At 37.3% G+C, this 25,470-nt stretch carries 24 protein-coding genes; 16 read left to right on the top strand and 8 right to left on the bottom strand.

Annotation, left to right across the window (positions count from 1 at the left end):
- Nucleotides 1-21 precede the first annotated feature (21 nt).
- Nucleotides 22-969 (top strand): MBL fold metallo-hydrolase, encoded by a 948-nt coding sequence (locus tag LEP1GSC203_RS05630; RefSeq protein WP_002973091.1) that lies wholly within the window; start codon nucleotides 22-24, stop codon nucleotides 967-969.
- Between the two features lie 22 nt (nucleotides 970-991).
- Here LEP1GSC203_RS05630 and LEP1GSC203_RS05625 read toward each other — a convergent pair whose 3' ends face one another.
- Nucleotides 992-2,554 (bottom strand): aldehyde dehydrogenase family protein, encoded by a 1,563-nt coding sequence (locus LEP1GSC203_RS05625; protein WP_002972971.1) that lies wholly within the window; start codon nucleotides 2,552-2,554, stop codon nucleotides 992-994.
- Nucleotides 2,544-3,893: a proline dehydrogenase family protein gene (locus LEP1GSC203_RS05620; RefSeq protein ID WP_232225806.1), complete on the bottom strand. Its 1,350-nt coding sequence runs from the start codon at nucleotides 3,891-3,893 to the stop codon at nucleotides 2,544-2,546. The genes LEP1GSC203_RS05625 and LEP1GSC203_RS05620 overlap by 11 nt, the downstream gene beginning before the upstream one ends.
- A 75-nt stretch (nucleotides 3,894-3,968) precedes the next feature.
- Here LEP1GSC203_RS05620 and rocD point away from each other — a divergent pair, with 75 nt between their 5' ends.
- Nucleotides 3,969-5,180, top strand: coding sequence for an ornithine--oxo-acid transaminase (rocD, locus tag LEP1GSC203_RS05615; RefSeq protein WP_002973132.1), 1,212 nt, complete (start codon nucleotides 3,969-3,971; stop codon nucleotides 5,178-5,180).
- A 67-nt stretch (nucleotides 5,181-5,247) separates the two neighbouring features.
- Here rocD and LEP1GSC203_RS05610 read toward each other — a convergent pair whose 3' ends face one another.
- Complete coding sequence (locus LEP1GSC203_RS05610; RefSeq protein ID WP_002973185.1) at nucleotides 5,248-6,291, bottom strand: alpha/beta hydrolase family protein; 1,044 nt, start codon at nucleotides 6,289-6,291, stop codon at nucleotides 5,248-5,250.
- Nucleotides 6,292-6,523: 232 nt separating this feature from the next.
- Between LEP1GSC203_RS05610 and LEP1GSC203_RS05605 the strand changes: the two genes are divergently transcribed.
- The 4 genes from LEP1GSC203_RS05605 to LEP1GSC203_RS05585 all read left to right on the top strand — a co-directional run bounded on the left by LEP1GSC203_RS05605 (nucleotide 6,524) and on the right by LEP1GSC203_RS05585 (nucleotide 11,433).
- The gene (locus LEP1GSC203_RS05605) at nucleotides 6,524-8,245 is read left to right on the top strand and encodes a 7TM diverse intracellular signaling domain-containing protein (protein ID WP_232225804.1); all 1,722 of its coding nucleotides are present in this window, start codon (nucleotides 6,524-6,526) and stop codon (nucleotides 8,243-8,245) included.
- Between the two features lie 89 nt (nucleotides 8,246-8,334).
- A complete protein-coding gene (locus tag LEP1GSC203_RS05600) occupies nucleotides 8,335-9,234 on the top strand; it encodes a hypothetical protein (RefSeq protein WP_232225803.1) in 900 nt (299 codons plus the stop codon).
- Between the two features lie 17 nt (nucleotides 9,235-9,251).
- Nucleotides 9,252-9,941: a LytR/AlgR family response regulator transcription factor gene (locus LEP1GSC203_RS05595; RefSeq protein ID WP_002973058.1), complete on the top strand. Its 690-nt coding sequence runs from the start codon at nucleotides 9,252-9,254 to the stop codon at nucleotides 9,939-9,941.
- Between the two features lie 253 nt (nucleotides 9,942-10,194).
- Entirely contained in the window at nucleotides 10,195-11,433 is a 1,239-nt protein-coding gene (locus tag LEP1GSC203_RS05585; RefSeq protein WP_039937323.1) for a lactonase family protein, read from the top strand.
- Between the two features lie 52 nt (nucleotides 11,434-11,485).
- On the opposite strand, the gene LEP1GSC203_RS05580 is transcribed toward LEP1GSC203_RS05585, so the two are convergent.
- Nucleotides 11,486-12,172: an SH3 domain-containing protein gene (locus LEP1GSC203_RS05580; RefSeq protein WP_039937398.1), complete on the bottom strand. Its 687-nt coding sequence runs from the start codon at nucleotides 12,170-12,172 to the stop codon at nucleotides 11,486-11,488.
- 209 nt (nucleotides 12,173-12,381) lie between these two features.
- Between LEP1GSC203_RS05580 and LEP1GSC203_RS05575 the strand changes: the two genes are divergently transcribed.
- From LEP1GSC203_RS05575 to LEP1GSC203_RS05535, 9 genes are all read left to right on the top strand, one after another.
- The gene (locus tag LEP1GSC203_RS05575) at nucleotides 12,382-13,494 is read left to right on the top strand and encodes an MBL fold metallo-hydrolase (RefSeq protein ID WP_002973130.1); all 1,113 of its coding nucleotides are present in this window, start codon (nucleotides 12,382-12,384) and stop codon (nucleotides 13,492-13,494) included.
- A 242-nt stretch (nucleotides 13,495-13,736) separates the two neighbouring features.
- Complete coding sequence (locus tag LEP1GSC203_RS05570) at nucleotides 13,737-14,765, top strand: hypothetical protein (RefSeq protein ID WP_002973114.1); 1,029 nt, start codon at nucleotides 13,737-13,739, stop codon at nucleotides 14,763-14,765.
- Between the two features lie 222 nt (nucleotides 14,766-14,987).
- On the top strand, nucleotides 14,988-15,545 hold the full coding sequence (locus tag LEP1GSC203_RS05565; protein ID WP_002973009.1) for a hypothetical protein: 558 nt from the start codon (nucleotides 14,988-14,990) through the stop codon (nucleotides 15,543-15,545).
- A 112-nt stretch (nucleotides 15,546-15,657) separates the two neighbouring features.
- Nucleotides 15,658-16,539: a hypothetical protein gene (locus tag LEP1GSC203_RS05560; RefSeq protein ID WP_002973049.1), complete on the top strand. Its 882-nt coding sequence runs from the start codon at nucleotides 15,658-15,660 to the stop codon at nucleotides 16,537-16,539.
- A 93-nt stretch (nucleotides 16,540-16,632) separates the two neighbouring features.
- Entirely contained in the window at nucleotides 16,633-17,166 is a 534-nt protein-coding gene (locus tag LEP1GSC203_RS05555) for a hypothetical protein (RefSeq protein WP_002973160.1), read from the top strand.
- Nucleotides 17,167-17,288: 122 nt separating this feature from the next.
- A complete protein-coding gene (locus LEP1GSC203_RS05550; protein ID WP_039937320.1) occupies nucleotides 17,289-17,741 on the top strand; it encodes a hypothetical protein in 453 nt (150 codons plus the stop codon).
- A gap of 7 nt (nucleotides 17,742-17,748) precedes the next feature.
- Nucleotides 17,749-18,273 (top strand): hypothetical protein, encoded by a 525-nt coding sequence (locus tag LEP1GSC203_RS05545; RefSeq protein WP_002973168.1) that lies wholly within the window; start codon nucleotides 17,749-17,751, stop codon nucleotides 18,271-18,273.
- A gap of 74 nt (nucleotides 18,274-18,347) precedes the next feature.
- A complete protein-coding gene (locus LEP1GSC203_RS05540) occupies nucleotides 18,348-19,406 on the top strand; it encodes an alkaline phosphatase D family protein (protein WP_002973056.1) in 1,059 nt (352 codons plus the stop codon).
- A 35-nt stretch (nucleotides 19,407-19,441) separates the two neighbouring features.
- Nucleotides 19,442-20,008, top strand: coding sequence for a TetR/AcrR family transcriptional regulator (locus tag LEP1GSC203_RS05535; protein ID WP_002973102.1), 567 nt, complete (start codon nucleotides 19,442-19,444; stop codon nucleotides 20,006-20,008).
- Between the two features lie 42 nt (nucleotides 20,009-20,050).
- On the opposite strand, the gene LEP1GSC203_RS05530 is transcribed toward LEP1GSC203_RS05535, so the two are convergent.
- The 4 genes from LEP1GSC203_RS05530 to LEP1GSC203_RS05515 form a co-directional block, all read right to left on the bottom strand.
- The gene (locus LEP1GSC203_RS05530; RefSeq protein ID WP_002973000.1) at nucleotides 20,051-20,746 is read right to left on the bottom strand and encodes a DUF4349 domain-containing protein; all 696 of its coding nucleotides are present in this window, start codon (nucleotides 20,744-20,746) and stop codon (nucleotides 20,051-20,053) included.
- 149 nt (nucleotides 20,747-20,895) lie between these two features.
- Nucleotides 20,896-22,644 carry an N-acyl-D-amino-acid deacylase family protein gene (locus tag LEP1GSC203_RS05525; RefSeq protein ID WP_002973176.1) on the bottom strand — a complete coding sequence of 583 codons (1,749 nt, stop codon included), beginning with the start codon at nucleotides 22,642-22,644 and terminating at the stop codon, nucleotides 20,896-20,898.
- Nucleotides 22,645-22,750: 106 nt separating this feature from the next.
- Nucleotides 22,751-23,935: a 2-isopropylmalate synthase LeuA2 gene (gene leuA2 / locus LEP1GSC203_RS05520; RefSeq protein ID WP_002972990.1), complete on the bottom strand. Its 1,185-nt coding sequence runs from the start codon at nucleotides 23,933-23,935 to the stop codon at nucleotides 22,751-22,753.
- A gap of 195 nt (nucleotides 23,936-24,130) precedes the next feature.
- Entirely contained in the window at nucleotides 24,131-24,784 is a 654-nt protein-coding gene (locus tag LEP1GSC203_RS05515) for a sodium:solute symporter family transporter (protein WP_002973145.1), read from the bottom strand.
- Between the two features lie 185 nt (nucleotides 24,785-24,969).
- Between LEP1GSC203_RS05515 and LEP1GSC203_RS05510 the strand changes: the two genes are divergently transcribed.
- A partial coding sequence (locus LEP1GSC203_RS05510; protein WP_002972978.1) for a helix-turn-helix domain-containing protein occupies nucleotides 24,970-25,470 on the top strand: 501 nt, incomplete at its 3' end.

Here is a 25,470-nt window from a genome sequence, read left to right as displayed (position 1 = left end):
TTAACGACAGGTGGTGGATTGATGTTTTTTAGAACAAATCTAAGTGTATTGATAGTATTTTATATTTTTGGGTTATCTTGTCAGGTAACCTCACATAAGGTAACTCCTTATGTTTCGAACAGTTCTAGTGAAACCCTTCCTTTATCTCCCAAACCAAAGTCTTTTGTTGAATTTCAAACAATCAAAGTGGCAGATTGGGAAGCATCACTTGCTGGACTTTTGGACTTGGATGATCCTAAAGCAAAAAGTGCGGGTTTAAAAGACCGACTAGAACCAATTGCTATTTACTTCTATGTCATCAAACACCCTAAATACGGAAGTTTTATGATCGATTCCGGTATGGGGGAAAATTTCCCTAAAGGTGAGGAGGGAAGTCGTGTCAGCTCTATTGTGGAATCGCAGATGCATTTTGATAAACTAAAAGTTTATGAAACGACTAAAGCATATTTGATAAAAAACAAAATAGATTTAAAGGGAGTATTTTTCACTCATTTGCATTTGGACCATACCCTTGGAGCTTATGAGATTGATAGGTCTGTTCCTTTTTATGTAGGCCCAGGGGAAGTTACCACTCGGCAATTCATCAACCTTTTTGTCCAAGGATCCACCAATCGTTTGTTAGGAGAAAATCCAAACTTAGTGCAACTCGATTTTGGTAAAAGTGAAAGTGAAATCGCCGTGTTAGATTTTTTTGGTGACCAGAGTTTTTATGTTCTTTCTGTGCCAGGGCATACACCAGGAAGTTTAGCATTTTATATTCCTGCAAAAGAAGGTGCCCACTTGGTTCTCGGGGATACTTGCCACACAGGATGGGGATGGAACGAAAACGTCACTCCTGGTTTTTTTACAACAGACCGCAAACTCAATCGTAAAAGTTTAGATTTTCTAAAGGGATTGGGAGCGAAACAGAATCTTAAGTTTGTTTATCCGGGCCACCAAGAAAGAATTTTAATTTCAGAAAAAAAGTAAGGATATAGGTTTTTACCATTTCTTATTGGAGAGTATCTCTTGAAAAACCTTGGCGCATAGTATTTTCTGTATACGTTTTTCCTTCTACAAAAAGATGAATATAGTCGGGTCCACCTGCTTTGGCACCGGTTCCCGATAGTTTACCTCCGCCAAATGGTTGTCTGTTGACAACTGCACCCGTGATCCCTCGGTTGATATATAAATTACCCGCTTCTATTTCCAATTTTGCTTGTGCTATATGTTTTGGGTTTCGAGAAATCACTCCACAGGTAAGAGCATAATCAGAATCATTGGCATAAACAATCCCTTCTGAAAAACTAAAAATCTTTTGTATGGATAGTAAGGGTCCGAAGATTTCTGATGTCCACATAGAAGAATCAATAGGTGGTTCATACAAACTTGGTGGAATATAAAATCCTGTATTTGGAACAGAAGAAGTTCGACCGATTAAAAAACGCTCATTCTCTTTTTGTAAATTCGAAAGCCGCAAATAACTTTCCTCATGAATGACTGGACCAATTCGATTTTCAAAATCTAGTGGAGAACCAATCAGTAAACCATCCATAGCAGCAATTAGTCTTTCTTTTAAACGATCATAACAATCGTTATGTACAAAAAGTCGAGAAAGTGCACTGCATTTTTGGCCTTGGAATCCAAAGGCCGAAGATAGTATAGATTGGATTGCAACGTCTAAGTCAGCATCTGCATCTACAATCATCGCATTTTTCCCACCTAACTCACAAATCACTTTTTTTATGATTCGTTGTCCGTGAGGGACTAGTGCAGTCTTTCGAAGTATGGAAAGACCCACATCCCGAGAGCCAGTAAAATTGATCACAGAAACTTCTGGGTGAGTGACAATGGCTTCTCCTATTTCGGAACCAAGCCCCGGTAAAAAATGCAAAACACCTTTTGGTACACCTGCCTCCCAAAAACATTTTGTGATCTCATATGCTGTGGCAGATGTTTCTTCTGCAGGTTTTGCGAGGACAATATTTCCTGTGACGAGGGGGCCTGCACACATTCCCGTAAATATGGCCATGGGAAAATTCCATGGGGAAATAGAACCGATGATTCCTTTTGGTTGGTAGTAGTATGAATTGTCTTCACCTAACAAATTGATATGTTTGTCCGCAAGTTGGTTTTTGGAAACCATCGCATAATAACGGCAAAAATCAACTGCTTCCGCAAATTCTATCTCTGCCTCCATAATATGTTTTCCTGTTTCCCAAATGCAGACAGCAATAATAAAATCTTTTTTACTGACCAAAGTATCTGCGACTAAATTCAAAATTTGAGACCGTTTGTCTTGGGAGAGGTGTTTCCAATGGTTTCCTTCCTCTTTCGAAGTTTGGATTGTTTCCTCTAAGTCCTTGGCATTCGCAAGAGATACCTTTGATACAATTGACTCTGGTGACCATGGGTTTTTATGAATAAAAGGATTTGGAGAAAATTTCTCTAGTTTACCAGTTGAGATGGGAATTTGGAAAGGGATTAAATCTTTAATAGAGTTTAGTACAGAATGTAAAGTGGTCCTTTCTGTGTTGATTGAAAAATCCCGAATGGTTTCATTTTTAAATTCCATTTATTATTTCCTCTTTTGGGTTGGTAATCAAGGAATCTAAGTTTTTTCCAAGACTCATTTGGTACAAAAAACCTTGGTTAGAGGTATTCTCTAGTAATCTTCTGATTAAATAAGCCATTCCAGGAAGTAAGGCACCTATCGGAGAATATTCTCTGATAATGATTCCCATGGATTCTAAACCGGCTTTGTATTTGTTTGCCATTCCATATAACATTTGAATTTCAAAATCTAAAATCGAGCGGTTGTTCGCATGATATAGGATAAATGCAAGTGAACGAAGGTTATGTGTTCCAAAGGCAGGGCGAAGGAAAGGACTTGAATCTAAAAGAAAGAGAACATTCTCTTCGAATTTTATATCTGTTTCTCTCTTGGTATCAAAAACAGGAGAAATCCAACCTCGTTCTTCTGCTTTGATGCGTTCGTATTCTAAGTAGGCACCCTTTACAAGCCGAATGGTAATGGGCACTCCGCGATCCTTTGCATACTCTTTCCAAACTTTCAAATCCTCTGTAGATGATCTTAAATAAGATTGGACAACGATCCCAAAATGTTTGTATTTTTTGAATTCTGCTTCTAAAAATAATTCCTTCGCTACTCGACAAATGATTGATTTTAGATCGTATTGTTCCATATCTAAATTGATTCCTATTCCCTTCTTCATTGCCAATCGTAGGAGGGGACGAAGCGTTTCTTTTAAATACTTACCACTCATTTCTTCGGCTTCTGGATAAAGTCTTGTTTCGATGCCTGAACATTTGATAGAAATATTGGTTCTTAGTTTTGGATCTATATCTAGCGGAACTTCCGGTAATAGTTCCAGAAGTTCCGAATATTGCCTGAGGTATTCTTTTGCTTCTTTGGGAGACACTGCGGTTTCACCTAATACATCATATGTGCGCGGTCTTATAGATGAGTTCAGTTTCTTTAAATTCTTTGGAGAATCAGTTAAGATGAAAAATTTTGCAAATACTTTTACAATTTTTAGTATCAGAGATGATACAAGTTTGCCTAAACAGAAAGTTTTGATTAAAAATTGAATAGAGGATTTTAAAAAAATAGGAATTTCCGTGTCTTCATCAAATAGATAAATTTTAAAATAGGGATATATTTTTTTTGTTTCGAGAGAAGGTAAGACATCGATAAATTTAAAAATCTGTAATTTTAACTTGGGATAACGAAATCCAAAGTGAATGCTCTTGGAAGTAGTATAAAATACAAATCTTTGAATCAAAGATCCAATTTTCGTATCGATGATTTTTGCAATACTGAGAATTTTTGTATCATCATATTGCATTTGTTTTGTAAACATAATGTAACAACCAAATTTGATCCTAAACACAAGATTCTTTTAAAAAATGAGAGTATAAGATATGAAAGGAGTTGTAAACAATAACTTAAATGTTTTTATTTCCCAATGGGAAAATTAACAGAATTACTTATCGAAAAAGAAACTCAGTTTGGAGCTTTTAATTATTCTCCCTTGCCTGTTGTGTTAGTAAAAGGGAAAGGCATTTATCTTTGGGATATAGAAGGGAAAAAGTATTTTGATTTTCTTTCCGCTTATAGTGCTGTGAATCAAGGCCATTGCCATCCAAAGATTGTTGATGTTTTTCAAAAACAATCGGCAATTCTGACTCTTACTTCCCGAGCATTTCATAACGACAAACTTCCGTTATTTACTGAGTTTATGTGTTCTACCTTTGGATATGACCGCGTGTTGCCCATGAATACTGGTGTAGAGGCAGGGGAAACAGCCATCAAACTTGCTAGAAAGTGGGGATACCAAAAGAAAAAAATTCCAGAGAACCAAGCAAAGATAATCTTCTGTGAAGGAAATTTTTGGGGTAGGACCATAGCAGCCATCTCTTCTTCTACGGACCCAAAAAGTAAAAATGATTTTGGTCCTTTTCTTTCTGGTTATGAAATCATACCTTACAATGATTTGGTTGCATTGGAAACGGCCGTATCTGATCCAAATGTTGCCGCCTTTATGGTCGAAGCTATACAAGGAGAAGCAGGTGTGATTGTTCCTCATGAAGCATATTTAAAAGAAGTTAGAAGAATATGCAAAATTCATAATGTACTATTGATTGTTGATGAAATACAAACTGGTTTAGGAAGAACGGGAAAACTACTTTGTTCTGACCATTCCGAAATCAAACCAGATTTATTACTTCTTGGGAAAGCTCTTTCGGGTGGAATGATGCCCATTTCTTGTGTATTAGGTTCTGCGGATATACTTTTGCTTTTAAAACCAGGGGAACATGGTTCCACGTTTGGAGGCAATCCGCTTGCATGTGAAGTAGCCATCACCTCTGTAAAAACAATTTTAGAAGAAGGAATGTCTGAGAATGCAGAGAGTATGGGGATTTTATTTCGAGATACCATTGAATCTTGGAAACATTCTTTGGTGCATTCGGTTCGAGGGAAAGGCCTCTTAAATGCAGTGCAATTTGCCGATTCTGTAGATGCCAAAAAACTATGCCTTGAGCTAATGAAGACCGGAGTTTTGGTGAAAGAAACGCATAAAAACACGGTTCGGTTTGCACCTCCTCTTGTGATTTCAAAATCCGAGATGAAACAAGCTTTGGAGATAATCAAAACTGCAATTGATTCTTTTCTCTAACCAATATAAGGTAAGAAAATCTTTTTAGAAATTGTAAACTTTAATAGTAAGAAGTTCTAAATCGGAATCATTTGCCATCATAAGCTTTTCGAAAAAAATACGAAAAAGAGGATATGAGTTTGGGTACTTCGAATAAAGTTTTGAAACCAAAACCAGTATCGCCATGGGAAATTAGATTTGTGATGCAGAGTTTACAATCTACACCACGTGCCTGCAACTTTTCATATAACATAGAAGACTCATTAGCTGGCACTACATCATCCTTTAAGCCATGAATCAATAAAATTGGTAAGTTGAGAGTATCAATATGATTTGTAACTGATAAAGCAGTTAACAACTCTCTGTTTTTTCCGCCTTTTTTAAGTATGATTTCCCAATGTTTCATTCTAAAATCTTTATTGTATTTCAATTTTTCAAAAAACTCGCGGTCTGTTTTTTTCATTTTTGAATAATGAGGTTCCAAAAGATTGTCTTTGTATTTGAAATAGTTATCTAAAATCGCAAGTTTAATGGCCTTAAATAAACTTTTGTTTTCTCCAATGGACAAGGGGAGAAAATTCAGTAAAAGAATCATTCGTCCGTATTCATCCAAACTCTGGTTTGCAAACAAATTTCCAATAATATCATCTACATTGGCAAAGGCACCGATCGCACAAACGGAATTAATTCGTTCGGCAATTTCTTTTTCGCTTACTGCGATAAGACTTAAGGATCCTGAAAAAGAGGGTGCAAAAATGGATACTTTTCCAGAAGGACTTATCTCTTTTTGTTTAGAGATGTAAGTAATGGAATCTTTAATATCTTCAATGTTACGAAGAGAAATTTTATAATCACAAATTTCATCGTAGAATGGACTCACAACCGTGTAACCTAATTGATTTAGGCTTCGATTGACAATGATAAACCTCGGATCACGGTTTCCTAGGGGAGCAAGGCCATTGATGGTAATTATCGTGCCCAATGATTTTGATTTTGTCATATAACAGTCTGCACGCAAACTGCCGTTGCGTATGGGAATCGAAATTTCCCGAACATCTGGCAGTGTTTCATCTTTACTTTGTAATCCTATAAGGAAATGGATTGATTTGATCCAAGCTGATAGTCTATTCATTGAGTCATTTTACCAAAAGCATTGCTCTTTATCGGAAAGATTCTAAAAGTTACATTTGAAATCAATCCAAATCCAATTTACCGCCGCCAAACAAAAACTTTTACTTTACAACCAAGGTAAATTCGAATAAATTTTGTCAGAAATGTTCCCACTCCGATTCAGTGTTGTTCTGCTATTTGTTAGCTCTTTTTCTCTTTCGGCGCTTCCTACTCCTTCGCGATTGACAACGTTTTTGAAAAAAGGAACGGGGGAATACCCCATTGGATACCATATGGAAATCCTTACCCTAACACCTGATAGTGACCTAAGATTTGAGGAAGTTAGGAAAACGAATTTATTTGAGGAGAGTAAATCTCTTTCACCCAATTTTGGATTTACAAAAAATATTTATTGGGTTCGTTTTGAACTACATAATGAATCGAACGAACGCGACTGGTTCATTCATGTATCCTATCCGTTGTTGGATAAAATAGAATTCTACGAATTGACTGATAAATCTTGGAAACAAATCATCACAGGTGATTCTTATGTTTTTTCTGCGAGGCCACTAGAGGAAAAAAGTTTTATTTTCCCAGTAAAGTTAGGTCTTCAGAAAAATAAAACATACTATTTCCGTTTTGAAAGTGAGGGAACTGTTCAGTTTCCGATAACTGTTTATTCACATGAAAGATTTTTGAAGTTGAAAGAGAAGGAAAATTTATCTTTAGGAATTTATTATGGAATCGTTTTTGTATTAGTAATTTATAATTTAATACTATTATTTATGCTTAGAGATTGGGGGTATTTGTATTATCTTTTGTATGTAAGTTTGTATGGGTTATCTCAGTCGGTTCTAAATGGGTTAGCGTTCCAGATTTTCTGGCCTAATTCTCCCCATTGGGCAAATATCAGTTTACCATTTGTGGGAGGATTTTCTTTGTTTTGGGGACTTCAGTTTACTAGAAGTTTTTTGAATACAAAACGAAACACACCAACTTGGGATAAAATCATCTTTGTGCTAATGGGTTTGATGTTGTTTTTGATGTTATCATCCTTTGTTTTTTCCTATTATGTAAACATCTATTTATTGGCTTCCTTTGTGATCTTGTTTGCTCTTTCTGTTTTTCTCGTTGCTGTTGTTTGTTGGGACAAAGGATACAAGCCGGCACGCTACTTTTTAATCGCTTGGGTAGCTCTTTTATTTGGTGTGGGTATTTATTCACTGAAAGGATTTGGAATTTTGCCTGCGAATATATTTACCGAGTATGGACTGCAAGTTGGTTCAGCGATTGAGATGTGTTTACTCTCTTTGGGTCTTGCTTATAAAATTAAACTAGCCAACTCTGATAAAAATCGGGCCGAAAGACTAATGACTTCTTATAAAGTCAAACTTCAGGATGCAAAATTAGTTTCTTCAAGGTTAGAAGTTGAATTGTTAAAAAACAATATACATCCTCATTTTTTATTAAATTCGATCAATGCAACCATCATCTGGTTGGATGAGGATCCAGAAACAGCCAAACAATTACTCACTGCTCTTTCTGATGAATTGCGATCTATCTTAAAGTTAACCAATAAAAAAACAATTTCTATCAGTGAAGAGATAAATATTTGCAAACGATATTTGGAGATTATGAGTCTTCGAAAAGAATCAAAGTTTGAATTTAAAACAGAGGGGGTGAGCCCCAAAGATATGATCCCGCCCATTGTTCTTTTGACATTGGTTGAAAATGGTGTCACACATGGTTATCAAGGTAAAAATTCAGGAATCTTCACATTAAAGAAAAAGAAAGATAAAAATAAAACAAAATACATTCTATTCAATGACGGACTTCCTACAACTAAATCCGATTCATTGGGAACTGGTATGAAATACATAAAATCAAGGTTACAAGAAGCCTTTCCTAATAAATGGGATTTTACCTCCAAAATGGTCACAGGGGGTTGGGAGAATACCATCACAGTAATGGAGTAAATTAGGTGCCATTCACACCTTTAGAATGCACTTCGCTCCATTTCTTTTGTAAGTTTTGATGCCATCATTATCCTACCCCTAAGGATAAAATGATGAATACAAAAACACTAATGATAACCTTTCTTTTGTTATCTGCAAATATTAGTTTTGCAGAACCTCTGATGAAAAAGGAGGATAAACCTTTGGTAAGTCAAGTTCCTGAGGAAACGCAGAAAATTAACTCAGATCTGGATAAATATTACGCAAAATTAAAATACCCACCAGGTTTTTATGAAGGTGCTTTTTTAATTAGTTTTATGGGGGGAGGAACATTGGCACCTAGCGGATCATTTATTAGTCACGAAAAAAACTATGATAGTGCATTACAATATAAGATTGTAACAAAAGAAGTGAGCCAAGACTATTATCCTCAAGGTTCGATACGCAGTCAAGATCCAGGTTTGTACTTTAAACCGACATACACCCCGGGAGTTGCATCTCAGTTTGATTTTGAATATGGATGGAAAGAAAAAATAGGACTTGGATTTACTGTGATGCAAAATTCTATGAATGCCAAAAGACAAGATGTAATTCCTGGTTTATCATATTATAAAGAATATGTTGATCCCATTCCCCGTGAACGGACAATTTATCGCGGAAATTCAATGAGTTTTCTTGCCACCTACCATCCCATACCTAGAAATTTTTTCGATCCTTATCTTGTGGCAAGGGCTGGTGTTGTTTCCTTCACAGGTGAGGCACATTCAGGAATCACTCATGACAGGTTTGTTTATAGCAACCAGATCTCTAGTGGTATTGGAAGTATCGTAGGGGTTGGAGCAGGATTGAATATTTATTTAGGTCGGTATTTTGGAATTAAAGCAGAAGTAGATTATTATCGAGAATTTTTAAAAGCGGATCAGTTTTCCATGCGTACTTTAAATTCCTACCAAGCAATGATTGGTGTATTTGTGAATTTATCAAACGTGCAATATCGACTTGAACAATAATTAAATAGGAGTAGAATTTGAGAATTTTAATCGTAGAAGATGAAATTGTAGCGGCTAGGGGACTCGAACGAATGTTACGTGAACTTCTAAAAACTAAAATTACATCTCTACGTATTGAAAAAAGTTTAATTGGCTCTCAGTGTTTCATTCAAGAAAATGAAATCGATTTATTATTTTTGGATCTAAATTTGGATGGTGATATAGGTTTCGATTTATTAAAAGAGACTTCTGCTGCTTCTTTTTTAACCATAATCACATCCGGAAATACTGCAGAGGCAATCAGAGCATTTGACTACGGGGTATTAGATTTTGTTCCGAAACCTATCTCCAAAGACCGAATGATAAAAGCACTTCAAAAGTTTCAAACAAACAGTGTCGGAACAAAAACGAAATACATAGGCATTAAACAAGAAAGTAGTGTAAACTTAATTGCAACTAAGGACATTTTGTATGTTCAGTCTTTTGACAAACGAGTGAAGGTATATAAAAAAACTGGGGAAATGTTTGTTCATAACAAAAGTCTTGATTCGATTTTTAAAGTATTGCCTGCACATTTTCTGCAGATTCACCGGTCTTTTCTTGTGAATGGAAAACAGATTAAAAAAATTATCACTTCGAAGGGTGGCTCATACCAAATAGAACTTTCAACAGGAACTTTGCTAAAGATGGGCCGAAATTACTATAAAGAATTAAAATCAAAATTATAAAAGAGTATGTTTTTTTTTGCGTTAGGGATCTGGAGGGTTTGGTTCGCTGTTAGGCGAACGGGAGCGAAGCGGACCCCGAAGGAGCCCGGCCCATTTTTGGAATAAATTTCCAAATTAGAATCTAATGGGAACGCCCCTTGAATACTTTTCAGTTGCGAAAATAAATTAATATTTTTAATAGAAAACACGAATTAAGTTTGAGGTTTTTTTATCGGAAAGAAATATCTGCTTAGTGAAAAGCATTGTATTCGGAATGAATCGTCGTCCATTGATTGCCCATTCTAAAAAAATTCTTTGTATGATTTCCCTTTTGGCAATATTTTTCCAATGCCAACCTACAAAACTCAATGCAACCTGTGATCCTGACTCCGCTTCCTATTTCGAAACCTTAGCTGTTCTCATTGGCACTGGTGAAAATACTCATTTTTGTGGTGCTAAGATTAAGATCCCAAGGATCAAAATTCCCCGTTTTTTACTTGTTACCAACGTAGGTTTGTCCACAGCCACAAGCAGTATCAACGTATATCGGATTAGTCCTACCACGGGTGAAATTTCGCAGGTGGATGGATCCCCATTCCAATTGACTAACCGCCCACGTTTTTCTATAACCAATGCGGCAGGGGATACCGTGTATGTGGCTAACATCGGTAATACTTCTGTTTCTATACTGAAACTGAATCCTGAAACGGGTGCTTTATCTATCAAACATCCCGATTTGGTTCTTCCGACAACTCCGTATTCCTTGGCTTTAGATCCAAATGGTAACTTCCTATTCGCTAGTTCAGAAACGACTCAGCAAATCCATCGTTTGGCAATTGATCCCACGGGAAATATTTCAAGCCTAACGCCTGCTATCAGTACTGCAAATCCTACAGCTGGCGCTGTAGGAAGGATGGCTTTTGATTCGAAGGGTAAACATTTATACGCGGGACTGACCTGCGCTTCGGGAAATATATCTGGAATTCAGGCGTTTGCATTAAATTCTACGACTGGAGGTTTAACTTCGATTAATGTATATCAAACGGGTGAAAACAATCTTTCCTTAGCTATTTCGGCAAATGATCAATTTGTTTATGGATCTAATTATTTTTCTAATGATGTATTCCCTTTGATAAGAAATAGCGAGTCTGGTGGTTTATTAGTCCAAACTTCTATTTCAGCTGGAGTTGCTCCAGGTTTCACAATTTCTGATCCATGGAACCGGTTTGTTTTTGTTGCCAATAGTGGAACTGGGCAAGGGACCATTTCTGCTTATTCTATTCAACCAGTGACCGGGTCTTTAACGCCTATAAGTGGGTCTCCCTTCCCATCGGGATTTAGTCCAATTGGACTGAGTATTGACCCAAGCGGAAAGTTTTTGTATTCCTCTAATACGGAAGGTGGAACTGTCTCTGGTTTTTCTATAGGAAGTGATGGAACACTTTCGCCTTTGGGAGGATTTCCTGTGACCGCAGGTACCAATCCATTTTCAATAGAAATCGTTTCTTATTAAATTAATTTAGATTGGTATCCATTTTCTTTAAAGCAGATTGTATCTACCGAGTTTAATCTCCACCTTCCACAAAGAATATCATCATCCAGTTTTTGTTTTTTTTGGAAAAACCCACTCGGTGGTCCATGGGACTACGTAAGTATTGTTCGCAAATGTAACCCACTTGGCCATCGGAGATACAAACTTTTTTCCAATTGCATGGTTCATTGGGAACTTGTTTTGGGATTGTCTCATCATATTCATTTTTAACAAATTCCCAGCTAAGCTGTGTTACTATGGCACCTTTTTTAGAAGGTTTGTTTCTGATATTCACCGTACTGCCTGTAATGAGAGAGAAACTATAAGAATCAATGGATTCGGGTGTTAGATTAAATAAAAAAGGAGCAGACCAGATATTGTCTTTATAGGTAAACCCTAGATTGATGGTTTGAGAAAGTTCATCCCAGAACTCTGAATTTTTGGGATTTTTATCAAGTTTCCAATATTTCAGAAATTTTGATTTTCCCATTCCATCTTCATCAAATGCAAACGAAATCTTGGGATCGATGATTGAATCAATAAATTTTATATCTTTTTCCTTCACTGATTTTTCTAACTTTTGTTTGAAGGTAAAAAAATCTTTATCTTCCCTGGAAGTATCCACCGGTTTTAGAAATACAGGTTCAAATGGTTCACAAGGTAAAAGTTGGGTATAAAACGAAGTGAATAGCATGGATATAACTACGATTTGTTGTCTCATTTCATTTCCTGGTTTGATCTTTTGATAAATTTGTTCATCATTCTCTAAGAATTGCAGATAAAACAACAAATTTTTACAGGTTTTAGAATGCTTTCGTTATTTTCGAAATGTATTGTCCGCTTATTTTCTATTAGAATTCCAAGAAAGATTTTTACAAATTCTACAATTCAATGTAGTCTAATGAAAGTTACAATTCAGGTAGGGATGTTTTGAAAAAATTTACGCTCATATTCATATTATCTTTTGCAGTGATTCTGTTTCATTGTAAGGCCTTTGGAAAAGATCCAGAGGGTGCTCACCTTGAAAAAATTAGAAAATCCACACATTATGACGAAACCAGAGAACAGTTTGTAAACCGCAGACCCGATGTGTTAGAGAAAATGCGAGAAGGCCAAAATTTCTTTTCTTTAACATTCAAATTTTTCTTCGGTGGAGATAAAAATCAAAAGCCTGATGTAAAATTGCCGGAAGAAAAACCAGATTTTGCTGAGTTTTTAAAACCAGACGAGAGTATTAAATTTATTTGGTTTGGACATTCCACTTTTCTTGTGAACATCGAAGGAAAAATACTTTTTTTTGACCCTGTTTTTTCTGAATCCGCTGCTCCCTTTAGTTTTATGGTAAAACGGTTTCAAGATGCCGTAGTCAAATTGGAAGAATTGCCCGCTATCGATTATATCGTTATTTCGCATGACCATTATGACCATTTGGATATGCAGACCATTGATTTTTTTAAAAATACCAATACGAAATTTATCACTCCTCTTGGAGTTACTTCTCATATGAAAGAGTGGGGTGTTCCCGAAGACCGCCTAATGGAGCTTGATTGGTGGGGTAGTTTTGATATCGGAAAAGTAAAAATTGTTTGTACACCGGCGCAACATTTTTCAGGTAGAAGAGGAATGAATGGCAATAAAACTCTTTGGTCTTCTTGGACAGTGATTGGGGAAAAAGAAAGATTCTATTTCAGTGGAGACTCAGGTTATGACGTTCACTTTAAAGACATAGGTGATAAGTATGGACCTTTTGACTTAACCTTTATTGAAAACGGCCAATACAATCCGATGTGGGAAGCCGTACATGTTTTACCCGAACAAACAGCCAAAGCACACTTAGATTTAAAAGGAAAAAGATTAGTCCCTGTTCACTGGGGAATGTTCAACCTATCACTGCATAGTTGGTATGAACCAGCAGAATCATTGGAGAAACAAGCTGAGATTTATAAAATCGATTTATTGACACCTAAATTTGGACAAATGGTTAAAATTCGTGAACCCAACCTAATGGAAAGATGGTGGAAAAAGTTGATCCAGAAAGAATGAAACTAAGTTAAAATTTTAAACGAGGATCTCTAGCGCTTCTAAATTGGATCTGTATTTTTTTTAGAATCGCAGTTTTGCACCTATGTAGCAAAAATCCATACAAAACAGTCGTGAGTGAGAGTGATATAAGCCAAGTTTTGCAAATTAGCTATTTCCTAATATTCGTTAAATGGAAAATGAGATTTGACAATCCATTCAGACATTCGAATGATGAATGTTAAATTTTAGATGGTGTTCCCAAAATGAAAAAAATCTTTTTTACTGTTCTTTTTTCAAGTGTGCTTATTTTTTCCGCAATTGGTTGTAATCCGACTAAAGAAAATAATGATTCCCTTTCCTTATTATTACTTGGTGCTCTTGCCTCCTCAAGTAACTCGACCGAAGACTTAAGTTGTCAAAACAAAACACTCAATTGGACAATTCAAAATTCAGCAGCAGACAATGTATGGAGTGCGGTTACTTATGGAGACAATAAGTTCGTGGCAATCGCAACGAATGGAGCGAATCCAGCAATGACTTCCCCTGATGGTATCACTTGGACAGCGCACCCTACGTCCGAAGGCGGATCATTTATTTCTCTTACGTATGGAAATGGACTCTTTGTCACAGTATCCCCAACGGCAACTGTCAAGGTGATGTCTTCTCCTGATGGTGCTACATGGACAGATAGAAACGCAGCGGTATTAAATTCATGGACATCTGTAACTTTCGCAAATGGAACCTTTGTTGCTGTTTCCTCAAACGGTGCGAATCAGGCAATGACGTCACCCGATGGAATTACATGGACATCACGTACTATTCCAGTTGCCACGACCCCATGGCAAATAGTAACTTACGGTAATGGACTTTTTCTGGCATTATCTTCATCGGGAAAAGTGGTTACTTCTCCCGATGGCATTTCTTGGACTGAACGTAATGATGTTGCAAATAATATTTGGACTGGAGCCAAATATGGGAACAATATTTTCGTAGCCGTCTCTGGAACCGGTATTGGTAATCGGGCCATGTCTTCTCCCGATGGCATTACTTGGACGCCACGGGCAGCTACGGAAGCAAACACATGGACTTCACTTGCTTATGGAGGTGGTCTTTTTGTGGCTATTTCCCAAGATGGGACCAATCGGATCATGACCTCGACCGATGGGATCAATTGGAAAGCACAAGCGGCCCCAGAGCAAAAATCATGGAAATCCATTACCTATGCAAACAAAAAATTCGTTGCGGTTTCTTTCGATTCGCCTTCTAAAGTAATGACTGCCAGTTGCGAATGATTTTTTTAATATGTGTTAGGTGGTATTGAGAACCAACACATAGTTAGAAAACGACGAGAAAATCAAAATCCGATTTTCGAATTTCATCCAGATTGGGTTTTGGTTTTCTAAACAACAGATATGAACCTCACCCTTCTATTGTAAACATATAGAACTATCAATTTTTTTTAAAAACATTTGGTTAGAAATTAGAAAGGCAATTTTCTGAATTGCATCTTCAATATGAACTTTGAAAATTTAGAATATTTGGGACGAGGAATTCTTTGGGAATTGTATTCTAGCATTTTTGCATTTTTTGTTTTTTTACTATCTTTGATTTTCATTTATAAAAAGTTCTTTTTCGGATCTATGTTTTTTCTGTTATCGGTAGTTTGTTTAATCTATCTCTACATTTCCTGGAAAAATAGAATTCACAAATGTTCTGTTTTTATTGATTCAAATAACAATGATTTTGTGGTAAATTTAGGAAATAAAAATATTGTTTTTGCTATGACAAACTTTGTTTCCTTTTATTTGGATGGTAATTCCGAAAGCGACCAATCCTATATAAAAATTAATTTAGTTAGTGGAGAATTTTATTTTTTTAGAGGCAATTTGCAAAATTCAGATATTCTGAAGTTGTACCATAATCTTCAATTACTCTCTCATTCAGAACATTTACAAATCAGTGAGAACCTAGGTCCCATTCAAATCACTGCCAAAATTGTAATCGCTGTATTTTTTATATTTTTAACACTATTTCCGATTTACTTGATTATCAGTGCTTTTTTGGAAATTTGATACCTTTTTCCTACATTGGTTCCTCTAACTTTTTTTGGAATTGGAGCACATTGACGATTTTTTTTGCCCAGCCCTTTCGTTTCTAACCTCTTCTTATTAAGAGGTGGTAACGATGTCAAAAAAAATCATTTGGTTTTTTAATTTAACTCTAAGTTCCATAGCAATGTATTGTTTTTTTCTCTTGAGTTGTGCTCCCAAGGAGGGGAGTGCCAAAGAATCTTGGTTTGCGAGTTTACTTAGTCTTAGTACTCCGTTTTTGGAAGATAAAAAAATACCAGAAACCTTTGGATCAGGTTTAGAAAATTCCTATTCCATCCGTTCCATTTCACCAAACATAGTTATGGAAAATTCTAACTTCTTGATCGAAGGTGAAAATTTGAGTCATTTAACAGAAAAACAATTGTTTGGTGATGATTATTCCAAATTTTTGCAATTTACCGAAGTCACGGATTCAAAAATTACCGTGTCCCTTCATCTTTGTCCGGATTCAACTTTTGTATTGCGATCTACTGGGAAAACTGATAGTAATTTTCAATTTTCTATACCTTGTCTCGGATCGTTTCGTCATTCCATTCGTTCCTTAAAGTTTGATCTTGGAATACCAATGGAACCAATTTCTCCTAACTATTCGGGAAATTCATTGGATCTTTTACGAAGTTTAGGAGAAATCGAATTTGTAATTGATTCCCCCGTATCTGCAGGAATCCAATTGCATCCAGTAACGGGAGTTTTCTTTGGGACACCAACAGAAACTACAAAAAATGAATTTCGATTCTTTACTGTATCGGCTCAGTTAAAAACAAATCCCAATTTAAGAATCCAAACGTCTTTTCAATACATTGTAGTCACAGATGAAGAAAAAACAAATCGGACCTGTCGGTCGATTTCGCAGACATCCACTTGTATGTTTCCTTCTCCCCATGTTTGTTCCAATTCTTCTCAATGTTTTACGAGTCGGTTCGCATGTGAAATGGATACAAAATGCGGATTTTAAACTTTTTTCAAAAGAGTACTATTTTTTGATTCAATGGGAGAACCAAACGGACAAAATCCTTACCTACTTAGAAAATACTAAGTAGGTTTTTCAATGTTAAAATATTTGGTTTGGTTACCACTTCTAACCCTTTTCTTTTGGTCTTGTTCAAACGAGAAAGAAGAGGGACTAATTCCCGGCACTCGACTTACCGGAGATTCTATGGCAGATGCTCTTGTGCTTTATGTTCTAGTCACTCCGCCTTGTCAGTACCTCACGAATGAAAATGCAAATTCCCCTTTTGTTTTAGGTGCTAACCCAATTTCCATTTGTAGTGTTTCAGCGGTGAGTGGTTCAATCACTGTACAATCGAATGGAACATATGAGGTCACTGCAACGTCCGGGAGGCAAACTCTCACTTCCTCCAGCTGCAATTCCAGTAGATTTGATTATGTTGTGGCTTTGAAGGAGGGAGGGACGGAACTTTTTTCATCCACTTTTGTGGGTCCCAAACAGGTTGTTTTGGAAACAGGGAAAATGTATTCGTTACAATCTTCAGGCCTTGTCAATCCTTCCGATTACCAATGCCAGGGAAGAGCAGTATCCTCGGCAATCACACCTTACCGAATCAATTTTAGAAAATTATGATCTAAATTTTCGCCAAGGTGACTTTTCTTTTATTCATAAAAAGTTTCCTTGGCACTAGGTAGTTTCCGCAATTGCGGATACCCCCCATCGCATAGCTGTTAGTTTGTCGCTATAATGCAATCATGAAATTCATCGTTGTGATTCTATTCCTTACGGTTCATTGCACAAGCCTTGACAGAATGTTGATTTTGGGGATTAAAAATCCTCCTCCATACGACAAGGGGTATCACCAAAATCTTGTGATTACAGAAACGGGGGAATCTTCTGAATGTCTCTTACCTGCTAACGCACAATATCCATTTCCGCGCATAAGTTATTGTTATGTGGGAGGAAGAGAAAATCGGGTGGGATATATTTCGAACGAACCCCTAAAGGAACCTTCTTCCTATATAACGATCATTCCTGGATATGTTCGGGTAGGTCATGCCAATTTGGAATTTTATAAAGATGTCACACTCGGGCGAGGGCCTTTCCACAACCGTTCCTTAAAAGAGAATATATTAAGACAATCCATGCAACAGAGTCATGCGGAAAGACATTCAGGAAAAATTCCAACGATTCAGTATTCTAGGTGAGGTTCTAATGAATTCTTATTTTCACAAAACCATAGTTTTGCGATTGTTAATTCAAGTTTTGATATTAGGATTAATTCTCAAATGTAGCACGTTAGATAAAAAAACAGCAATGAGAGGATTTTATCAGACTGCACATCTTCGGCCTCACCAACAACTGGCTTATGCCGAAAAATATGGATACAATTCTGAGTGTTTGGTGCTGATGGAAGGCCCTGTCCCTAGCCGGATGGAACCATGTTCAATTGGGGATAGACGATCAGGAAGGGACATGTATCAGGAAACTGAAGTTCAAGTAGCCGGAGATTTTTTCCCTGTGGAATGGCCAGTGACTGGGTATATATATGGGTTACATGTAAACAATGAATATTACCAAGATGTGATTCTATATAGTAATTCTTTTCATCGAAGAGATTATCCTTGGTTTTATCCTACGTATACCTATCGCAATATATACAGCGGGCAAGTAATGCGAAATAACACCGGATATTATAATTCAATGTATCCTTATGGGTTATATATGAGAGGTCGTTAGAAGATTTCCGATTGACGAATAGGAAAAATTCCCCAAGAATTAGAAACATCTTCTAAGTTTTTCGTGAATTCAATATGAAATTACTATCACCTTTTTTTTCTTTGATCCTATCCATTGCGTTTGTGATCATCTTTTCATTTCGTGTCGAGGGAAAAGATACCAAAAGTCTAAACATTGGTTTTGGATCTTGTTTGCACCAAGACAAGGAAAGTCCAATTTTGACCCAGTGGAAAAGTGAATCCTTTGATCTTATCCTTTTGTTAGGTGATAATATTTATGCCGATAGTTTGGTTGCCAAAGAAAAGATACCTGCTTACAAAAAACAATTTGCTCGGCCAGAGTGGAAGAGTATACTTTCAAAATCCAAAATCCTTGCTGTTTGGGATGATCATGATTATGGTATCAATGATAGCGGTGGTGAATACGTAGATAAAGAAAAAAGCCGCGAGGTTTTTATTTCCCAAATGGGATCATTAATGCCCCAAGGTCAAAAATTGGGAACAAAGGAGGGGAGGGGAATCTTTCACTCTTACTTTCTCACATTCCAAAACAAAAAAGTTCATTTTGTAATCCCAGACACTCGATTTTTTCGTTCGCCTTTAAAAAGAAAGTTTTGGTCCTATTTTACAGGTAAAAGCCAATACAATCCTAATGACGATGAGGCTGCGACAATTCTTGGAGAAGAACAATGGAAGTGGTTGGAAGATGAATTGGCGAAACCATCGGACCTACTTGTTTTTGTTTCTGGAATTCAGGTGATCCCCACAGAACAACCATTTGAGAAATGGGGAAATTTTCCCAAAGAAAGGGATCGTCTATTTCAACTTTTTGATTCAGCCAAAACTTCCGATTTGGTCATTCTTTCTGGGGACCGTCACATTGCGGAAATTTACGAATATCCATTCTCTGAAAAACGTAAGTTAATAGAAATCACTTCTAGTTCCCTCAATGTCCCTTTATCATTTCTGCCATTGGAATACGATTCTGAATTTAAACTTGGCTCTGCTTTTAAAGACGAAAACTATGGAACCTTATTGATTCAACTGAAAGCAGGAAAATTGGTTTGGCGTTCCCAGATCAAAGACAAAATTGGGAATGTAGTCCTTGAATACAATCAAAATGATTCTAAATAAAAACATTTTTAAGAAACAATAAGAGGTAACTCATTTTGAAACCCAAACAGAAAATCTTAGAAAGTTCCTTTGCTTTGTTTCGTGAAAAAGGATTCCAAGCGACTGGAATTGCAGAGATTTTAGACAAAGCGGGCGCCTATAAAAAAACTTTATACGATCATTTTAAATCAAAAGATGATATTGGATTTGAATACCTAAACTATCTTTCCGAGCAACAAAGGATTGTTATGTTAAAGGTATTGGCAAAAGCAAATGATATGCCTGACTTCATTGAAAAATGGGTCAATTTTATTGTCAGAAACCAAAGAAATACTTCTAGAAAGGATTGTCCCATTGCCCTTTTTTCCGGAGAAATTTCCCACTTAAGTCAATTTGATACCTACAGAAACAAAGCCGTACATCATGTTTTAGAAACTGTCGAAACTTGTATTTTAAACTTTGCCCCAAACTTGAGACAAGACCTGGTAAAATCATTAAGTTATGAATTGTATATGAGTTATTTGGGTGGACTTCGGTTGTATGCTTTAACTAAAGATAGGAAAGTCATTGAACGAATGAAGTCGCAGATGGTTTCTTCTGCAGAGCGCATAATCAAAAACTAAATTTCGTTAAGCGCCCATTAGTCGGGATATGTTTAATTTTTATTAATCAGGGATTTCTGTTTTTTCTTTAGGAATCTCTTGGACAAACATCCAAATAATTCCATCTTTTACTTTCCCAAGTCCAAGATAGAGCCAGTAAAAAGGATAACCCAATGGACCTGGTTGGTATTCTTTTTGAACCACAGGTTCCCATTTTTGAAGTACTCGGACTTGGACAGAAGAAAGTTGTACGGAGCTTGCAAGGTATTTCAACCTTCCTTCCCATCTTTCTATGGCTTCTGAAACTTTATTAAGTTCTGCTTCTACTTTTAAAATTTCTTCCACTGTTTTGGCCGCTTTTAGAACTTCCAAAAGTCGAAGTCTCATTTTTTGTGCATTCTCCATTCGAATTTCTGTATCAGTATAATCTTCTGTCACATCTTTTGCCGAAACATCTTCCGAATAGTTTTGTGATTGGTTCCTTAGAGTAAACAAAAACTGTTTTAACTTTTCTGCCGGAATTTTTAATTGTACGACTCCATTGGAACTGTATTGAAGCGCATAACCACCATAAGACTCTGCAAGTTTGATGATTTCTGTAACCTTGGACTCAATTTCCTTTGATTGCAAATTGACATTCACAGAATACACCATCATTCTTTTTTGAACTTTCAGTTCAGTTTGAGTCGTTTCTGTTTTGGGTGAGGGCGACGCAGATGAAGGCGCATAATCTTCGGCTTCACCGTATGACCGGCTCATTGGTCTCTCCCTCTCCATTGATTTGGATGAGGAACATTGGACAAAAAATAAAGAAAGGCTAAGTAGGAATAGAGGCTTGAGTCGATTTTTTGAGATTACCATGTTGGATACAGAGATTAAGACTTTCTGTATCCAACCGCAAATCTTTTTTAAGTGCCGATAGTAGATTCTAAAAAGCTGCCATACCCCTTTTCTTTTCCAAGGGATGCCACAGGTTTCCCCTGATCCACAGCAAGTTTTCCGTTGATGTATACTTTTTTGATTGTATCATCGTTACGTCTGACCCAACGATTGAAGTCTTCCATAAAAGGCATGGGTGCTTCTACGTCTTTGGCAAGGGAGTCGTCAAGTTTTGTAGGATCAATCAGTACTAAATCTGCTCTTTTTCCTTCTTTGATATAACCTGCGTCAATTCCAAACCAATCACCAATTTCTCCTGTTAGACGATTAACTGCTCTCTCTAATGTCATAAACGGCTTATTTTCTAACTCTGCATCACGTACCAACTTTAACATTCGGAGAGGAAAGTTATAATGAGCCATTCCCCTTAAGTGAGCACCAGCATCAGAAAATCCTATGAGGATGTCGGGATAGGAAACAATTTTTTGTAATGGTTCCTTTCTGTGGTTTGCCATAACAGTATACCAACGCACTTTGTTTCCGTGTTCGGCCACTAAATCTAAGAAAGCTGTGACAGAATGAACTCCTCTTTCTTTCGCAACATCATCAATGGATTTGCCAATCAGTGATTTGTCGGGAGCATCTACGATTTTTGTTTCCCGAAAGTTTCTATGGAAAACACGAGGTAAAAACCAATTGGTCCATTGGCGTTTAAACCAAGACCGGTAAGTTGGATCTTTCATTAATTGTTTTCTTTCCAACTCATCTTCAATATGATTTGCTTTTGCACCTGCCGCAAACTCTTCAAAAACTACTACATCCATTCCATCGGCATACAAATCAAATGGTTCTGGGAGGGCTTGGAATTTGAAGTCAGACCTAAAGATTGTATTGGTAATTCTACCAATGACACCGAGTAATTTATACAATCCAGGATCAAACTTAACATCCATTAAAGAAATGATCGTAGTTTTGAGTGGTTTACGAAAAAGACCAAAACCTTCTTTTAAGAACATCAAAACATTGATTTTTGTAGAAACATTGGGAACACCTTGGAATATTTTTCCTCTTTTTCGAAGTGTTTTGTTTAGGTATTGGTATTCACTCCAATTGGCAAATGTAGAAGGAAGAGGGCGAGATCTAAATCTAGACCCATCCATTTTATCCCAAACAAGGGTGTTGATTGATAGACCCATAAACCCTGCGTCTAGTGCCTCTTCCAATAGTTTGTTCATTGTCTCTAACTCTTGTTTTGTGGGAACTTCCCCTTTGGTTAAGGAACGTTCGAGTCCCATAACATGGGCACGAATGGCAGAGTGTCCTGCAAACGAAGTGACATTGGGACCCAGTGGCATACTATTTAGATGTTTTTTATATTCAGAAGCCGAGTTCCAATTTTTTTTACTTTCGAGGATGGATAAAACATTCTTTCTTGGAATCGCTTCCACTCGGCTAAACATATCTGCTAAGTCTGTAGGGTCACCCACAGCTAAACTTAAAGAACAACTTCCAAGAGAAATGGTTGTGACTCCATGACGAACTGACTCAGATAAATCAGGTGCCATTTCGATCTCAGCATCGTAGTGGGTATGAAAGTCGATAAACCCTGGTGTTAGCCAAAGACCTTTGGCATCGACTACAGTTTCCCCAGAACTAGGACTCATTTCTGTTTTAGAGATAGAACTGACCACTCCATCCCTAATTCTAACATCACCAACAAAAGATGCATTTGTGCTACCGTCAAAAATTCTCGCCTGTTTGATGAGAGTGTCTGCCATGAATACCTCCAGAAAAACCAAACGAAATTATGGCAGATTGACAAAGTTTTGTCAATGATTCGAGTGAATTCCCATAAAAGATTCTCTGGACGAAAGCCCCCCTTGTTCAGGAGATAATCATGAAACGACTTGCTAAATCCACTAACTCTGCTTCGGTGATTTCTCGGTTGTTTTCTCTGGATGAAATTGCCTTGGCTTTTTCAAACAATCTATGGATTTCTTCGTTTGGAACGAATATCCCTCGGTTTTCCAATAAAAATTGAATGGCCCTATGCCCCGATTGGTTGGTAAAGGAGATGGTTTCGGAATCATTTCTTCCAACAAATTCGGGTGAAAAAGTTCGGTAAGCACCTTTGGTTTGTTTTATGGTCTTCGCTACTCCATCTTGGTGGATTCCTGACCTATGTGAGAAGATATCTTCTCCAATAATTGGGGCTTTTTCTCCAATGGGAATCCCTGTCATCTCGGCAATTCGTTTAGCAGTAGGATAAATTCTTTGGAAGTTGATTCCTAAGGATTCGCCATTTTGGTGTAAGGCGATGGCTGTTTCATACAAATTAGTATTTCCTGCTCGTTCTCCTAGACCATTCAATGCCACTTCGATTTGTTCTGCACCTACATACACACATTCTACAGAAGTGGCAGTTGCCATTCCTAAATCATTATGTGTGTGCACAGAAACTTTGGCTCTATCCCCAATAAAATCTTTCATCTCCTTTACCATATTCACAAATACCATAGGCCTGTATCGTTCGACTGTATTGGGTAAGTTGATGATATTCGCGCCGGCAGCAATGGCAGCAAAGAAGGCTTCCTTGGTGAAGGCAAAGTTTTCAATCGCATCTCCAAAATGTTCCCCAGAAAATTGAATCTCAACATCCGGACCAACAATGGACCTTGCAAAAGATACAGATCTTTGGATTTTTTGGATCACTTCGGATTCAGAAATTTTTAATACATGGCGAATGGAAAAATCACTGACAGGATAAACAATATGCATTCGAGGTTTGTTTGCATATTGGATGGCTTCCCATGTTTTTGCTATTTCCGTATCATTGGCGCGGGACAATCCAGCAATCGGAATTCCAGCTTGTGCTCGTTTGGCTAGAGTTTTACTTGCAACAAACTCAGTTTCATTGGAAGAGGGGAAACCCACTTCGATCCCATCGACATTCAATTCGATTAACAAATCAAAGACTTCGATTTTTTCATCTAAGGTCCAGGGTCTACGTAATGCTTGGTTTCCGTCCCGTAAGGTAACGTCTTGGATTTTAATTTGATTTGGTTTCATGGTTCCTCCACATCCGCTGCCACTACCACCGGAAGGAGGACCAAATATAAAAAAAGCCCACTTCCCGGTTGGGAGTGGGCTTTGTCACACAGCACGTTCTCCCTCGATCTATAAAAGTTCGAGGAGGAGTAGTAACTGAATGTTAGCAGATAATTTCATTGTTATCTTTTAGACGAACTTACCCGCAGCTTCCTGTCAATTTTTTTTAACAGCAAAGCGAGAAATTTGTACAAGGAAAATTTGGATTCCAAAACCAATAGGGATGAGAAGGGTAAAGGCAATTTTAAATCCAAGGCCAATGGCAACGGTAAGAAGGATGCTTGTGAGAAAAAAAACCGAAAATACAAAGCTAGATACGGGCAATTCTGCTTTTCCTTTAGCCAAAAAGAAAACGGCAATGGATGGCCCTAGGGTATAGGAAAAGATAGTCAGACCCATTTCCAGAATCCCTTTTTCCCAGGTTTGGATGAGAAAATAAGGAACAAGGCTTGAAAGAAACAAAGTGAGTCCAAAAAATATAGAGAGGGTACGTGGGCTAAACCAGCGGTCCATCCCCCAATCACGGGCCCAAGTGAGAGAGAGGGAGTTGATGGTAGAGCTAAGGGTAGACATGGCACTGGCAAGGATGGCCGCCACAAGGATTCCAAGGAGGGGGGAAGGAACTTCATTCACAATGAATTGGCTAAAGACCTTGTCTGGAGCCATGGTTTGGCCGGCATAAAAAAGATAAAGAAGGGATCCAATCAAAAGAAACAATACAAATTGAAGGAGGACAACGATCCCACTTCCAATCAAAATCTTTTGGCCTGAAACTAAGTTTTTTGTAGCGATCACTCGCTGAACAAGCATTAGGTCGGTTCCATGGGATCCAATAGAAATAAAAGCACCACCAATCAGTGCAAATAGGATAAAGTAACTATTGTCACCCGGGTCTGTACTAGTTTCATCCCTTACAAATTGATCTCACAACATCCTTTACAAACAAGAATTTAATTCTTCGATTCAGAACACGATGTACACACCAGGAGTGTGTCATGGCTTGGAAGGAGACAAACGTGTTTGAAGAAAGAATGAAATTTGTTGTCGCTTGGAAACGTGGTGGGTGGTCTCTCACTGACCTTTGTCATGAATTCAATATCAGTAGAGTGACGGGGTATAAATATTTAAAGCAATACAAACTATATGGGATCGATGGGTTAAAAGACAAAAGCCGAAGACCGAAATACCATCCACACCAAACTCGAAAGAAAATCATTGAACTAATTTTACAAGAGAGAAAAGACCATCCCAGGTGGGGAGCAAGAAAACTCCTAGCATCACTCTCAGCTCGGTTTCATATGATTAGAAAATGGCCACATCCAAGTACTGTAGGTCGTATTCTCAAACAAAACAACCTTATCAAACCTCCCAAAAGAAGGATCCGTAAACAATCCATCGAACAACCATTCTCGCATGCACTCGGACCCAATGATATTTGGTGCGCTGATTTTAAAGGTCATTTCACTGTTGGGGATGGAAAAAGATGCACTCCTTTG

It is taken from the genome of Leptospira terpstrae serovar Hualin str. LT 11-33 = ATCC 700639, from assembly GCF_000332495.1.
Classification (GTDB): Bacteria; Spirochaetota; Leptospiria; order Leptospirales; family Leptospiraceae; genus Leptospira_A; species Leptospira_A terpstrae.
This window is presented reverse-complemented; position numbering and strand designations above follow the sequence as displayed.

What these genes read in the sequence shown, in the direction of transcription:
- LEP1GSC203_RS05630 (WP_002973091.1), top strand. Translation starts at nt 22, where the DNA reads ATGTTTTTTAGAACAAATCTAAGTGTATTGATAGTATTTTATATTTTT.
- LEP1GSC203_RS05625 (WP_002972971.1), bottom strand. Translation starts at nt 2,554, where the DNA reads ATGGAATTTAAAAATGAAACCATTCGGGATTTTTCAATCAACACAGAA.
- rocD (WP_002973132.1), top strand. Translation starts at nt 3,969, where the DNA reads ATGGGAAAATTAACAGAATTACTTATCGAAAAAGAAACTCAGTTTGGA.
- LEP1GSC203_RS05610 (WP_002973185.1), bottom strand. Translation starts at nt 6,291, where the DNA reads ATGAATAGACTATCAGCTTGGATCAAATCAATCCATTTCCTTATAGGA.
- LEP1GSC203_RS05600 (WP_232225803.1), top strand. Translation starts at nt 8,335, where the DNA reads ATGATGAATACAAAAACACTAATGATAACCTTTCTTTTGTTATCTGCA.
- LEP1GSC203_RS05585 (WP_039937323.1), top strand. Translation starts at nt 10,195, where the DNA reads ATGAATCGTCGTCCATTGATTGCCCATTCTAAAAAAATTCTTTGTATG.
- LEP1GSC203_RS05580 (WP_039937398.1), bottom strand. Translation starts at nt 12,172, where the DNA reads ATGAGACAACAAATCGTAGTTATATCCATGCTATTCACTTCGTTTTAT.
- LEP1GSC203_RS05570 (WP_002973114.1), top strand. Translation starts at nt 13,737, where the DNA reads ATGAAAAAAATCTTTTTTACTGTTCTTTTTTCAAGTGTGCTTATTTTT.
- LEP1GSC203_RS05565 (WP_002973009.1), top strand. Translation starts at nt 14,988, where the DNA reads ATGAACTTTGAAAATTTAGAATATTTGGGACGAGGAATTCTTTGGGAA.
- LEP1GSC203_RS05560 (WP_002973049.1), top strand. Translation starts at nt 15,658, where the DNA reads ATGTCAAAAAAAATCATTTGGTTTTTTAATTTAACTCTAAGTTCCATA.
- LEP1GSC203_RS05555 (WP_002973160.1), top strand. Translation starts at nt 16,633, where the DNA reads ATGTTAAAATATTTGGTTTGGTTACCACTTCTAACCCTTTTCTTTTGG.
- LEP1GSC203_RS05550 (WP_039937320.1), top strand. Translation starts at nt 17,289, where the DNA reads ATGAAATTCATCGTTGTGATTCTATTCCTTACGGTTCATTGCACAAGC.
- LEP1GSC203_RS05545 (WP_002973168.1), top strand. Translation starts at nt 17,749, where the DNA reads ATGAATTCTTATTTTCACAAAACCATAGTTTTGCGATTGTTAATTCAA.
- LEP1GSC203_RS05540 (WP_002973056.1), top strand. Translation starts at nt 18,348, where the DNA reads ATGAAATTACTATCACCTTTTTTTTCTTTGATCCTATCCATTGCGTTT.
- LEP1GSC203_RS05530 (WP_002973000.1), bottom strand. Translation starts at nt 20,746, where the DNA reads ATGAGCCGGTCATACGGTGAAGCCGAAGATTATGCGCCTTCATCTGCG.
- LEP1GSC203_RS05525 (WP_002973176.1), bottom strand. Translation starts at nt 22,644, where the DNA reads ATGGCAGACACTCTCATCAAACAGGCGAGAATTTTTGACGGTAGCACA.
- leuA2 (WP_002972990.1), bottom strand. Translation starts at nt 23,935, where the DNA reads ATGAAACCAAATCAAATTAAAATCCAAGACGTTACCTTACGGGACGGA.
- LEP1GSC203_RS05515 (WP_002973145.1), bottom strand. Translation starts at nt 24,784, where the DNA reads ATGCTTGTTCAGCGAGTGATCGCTACAAAAAACTTAGTTTCAGGCCAA.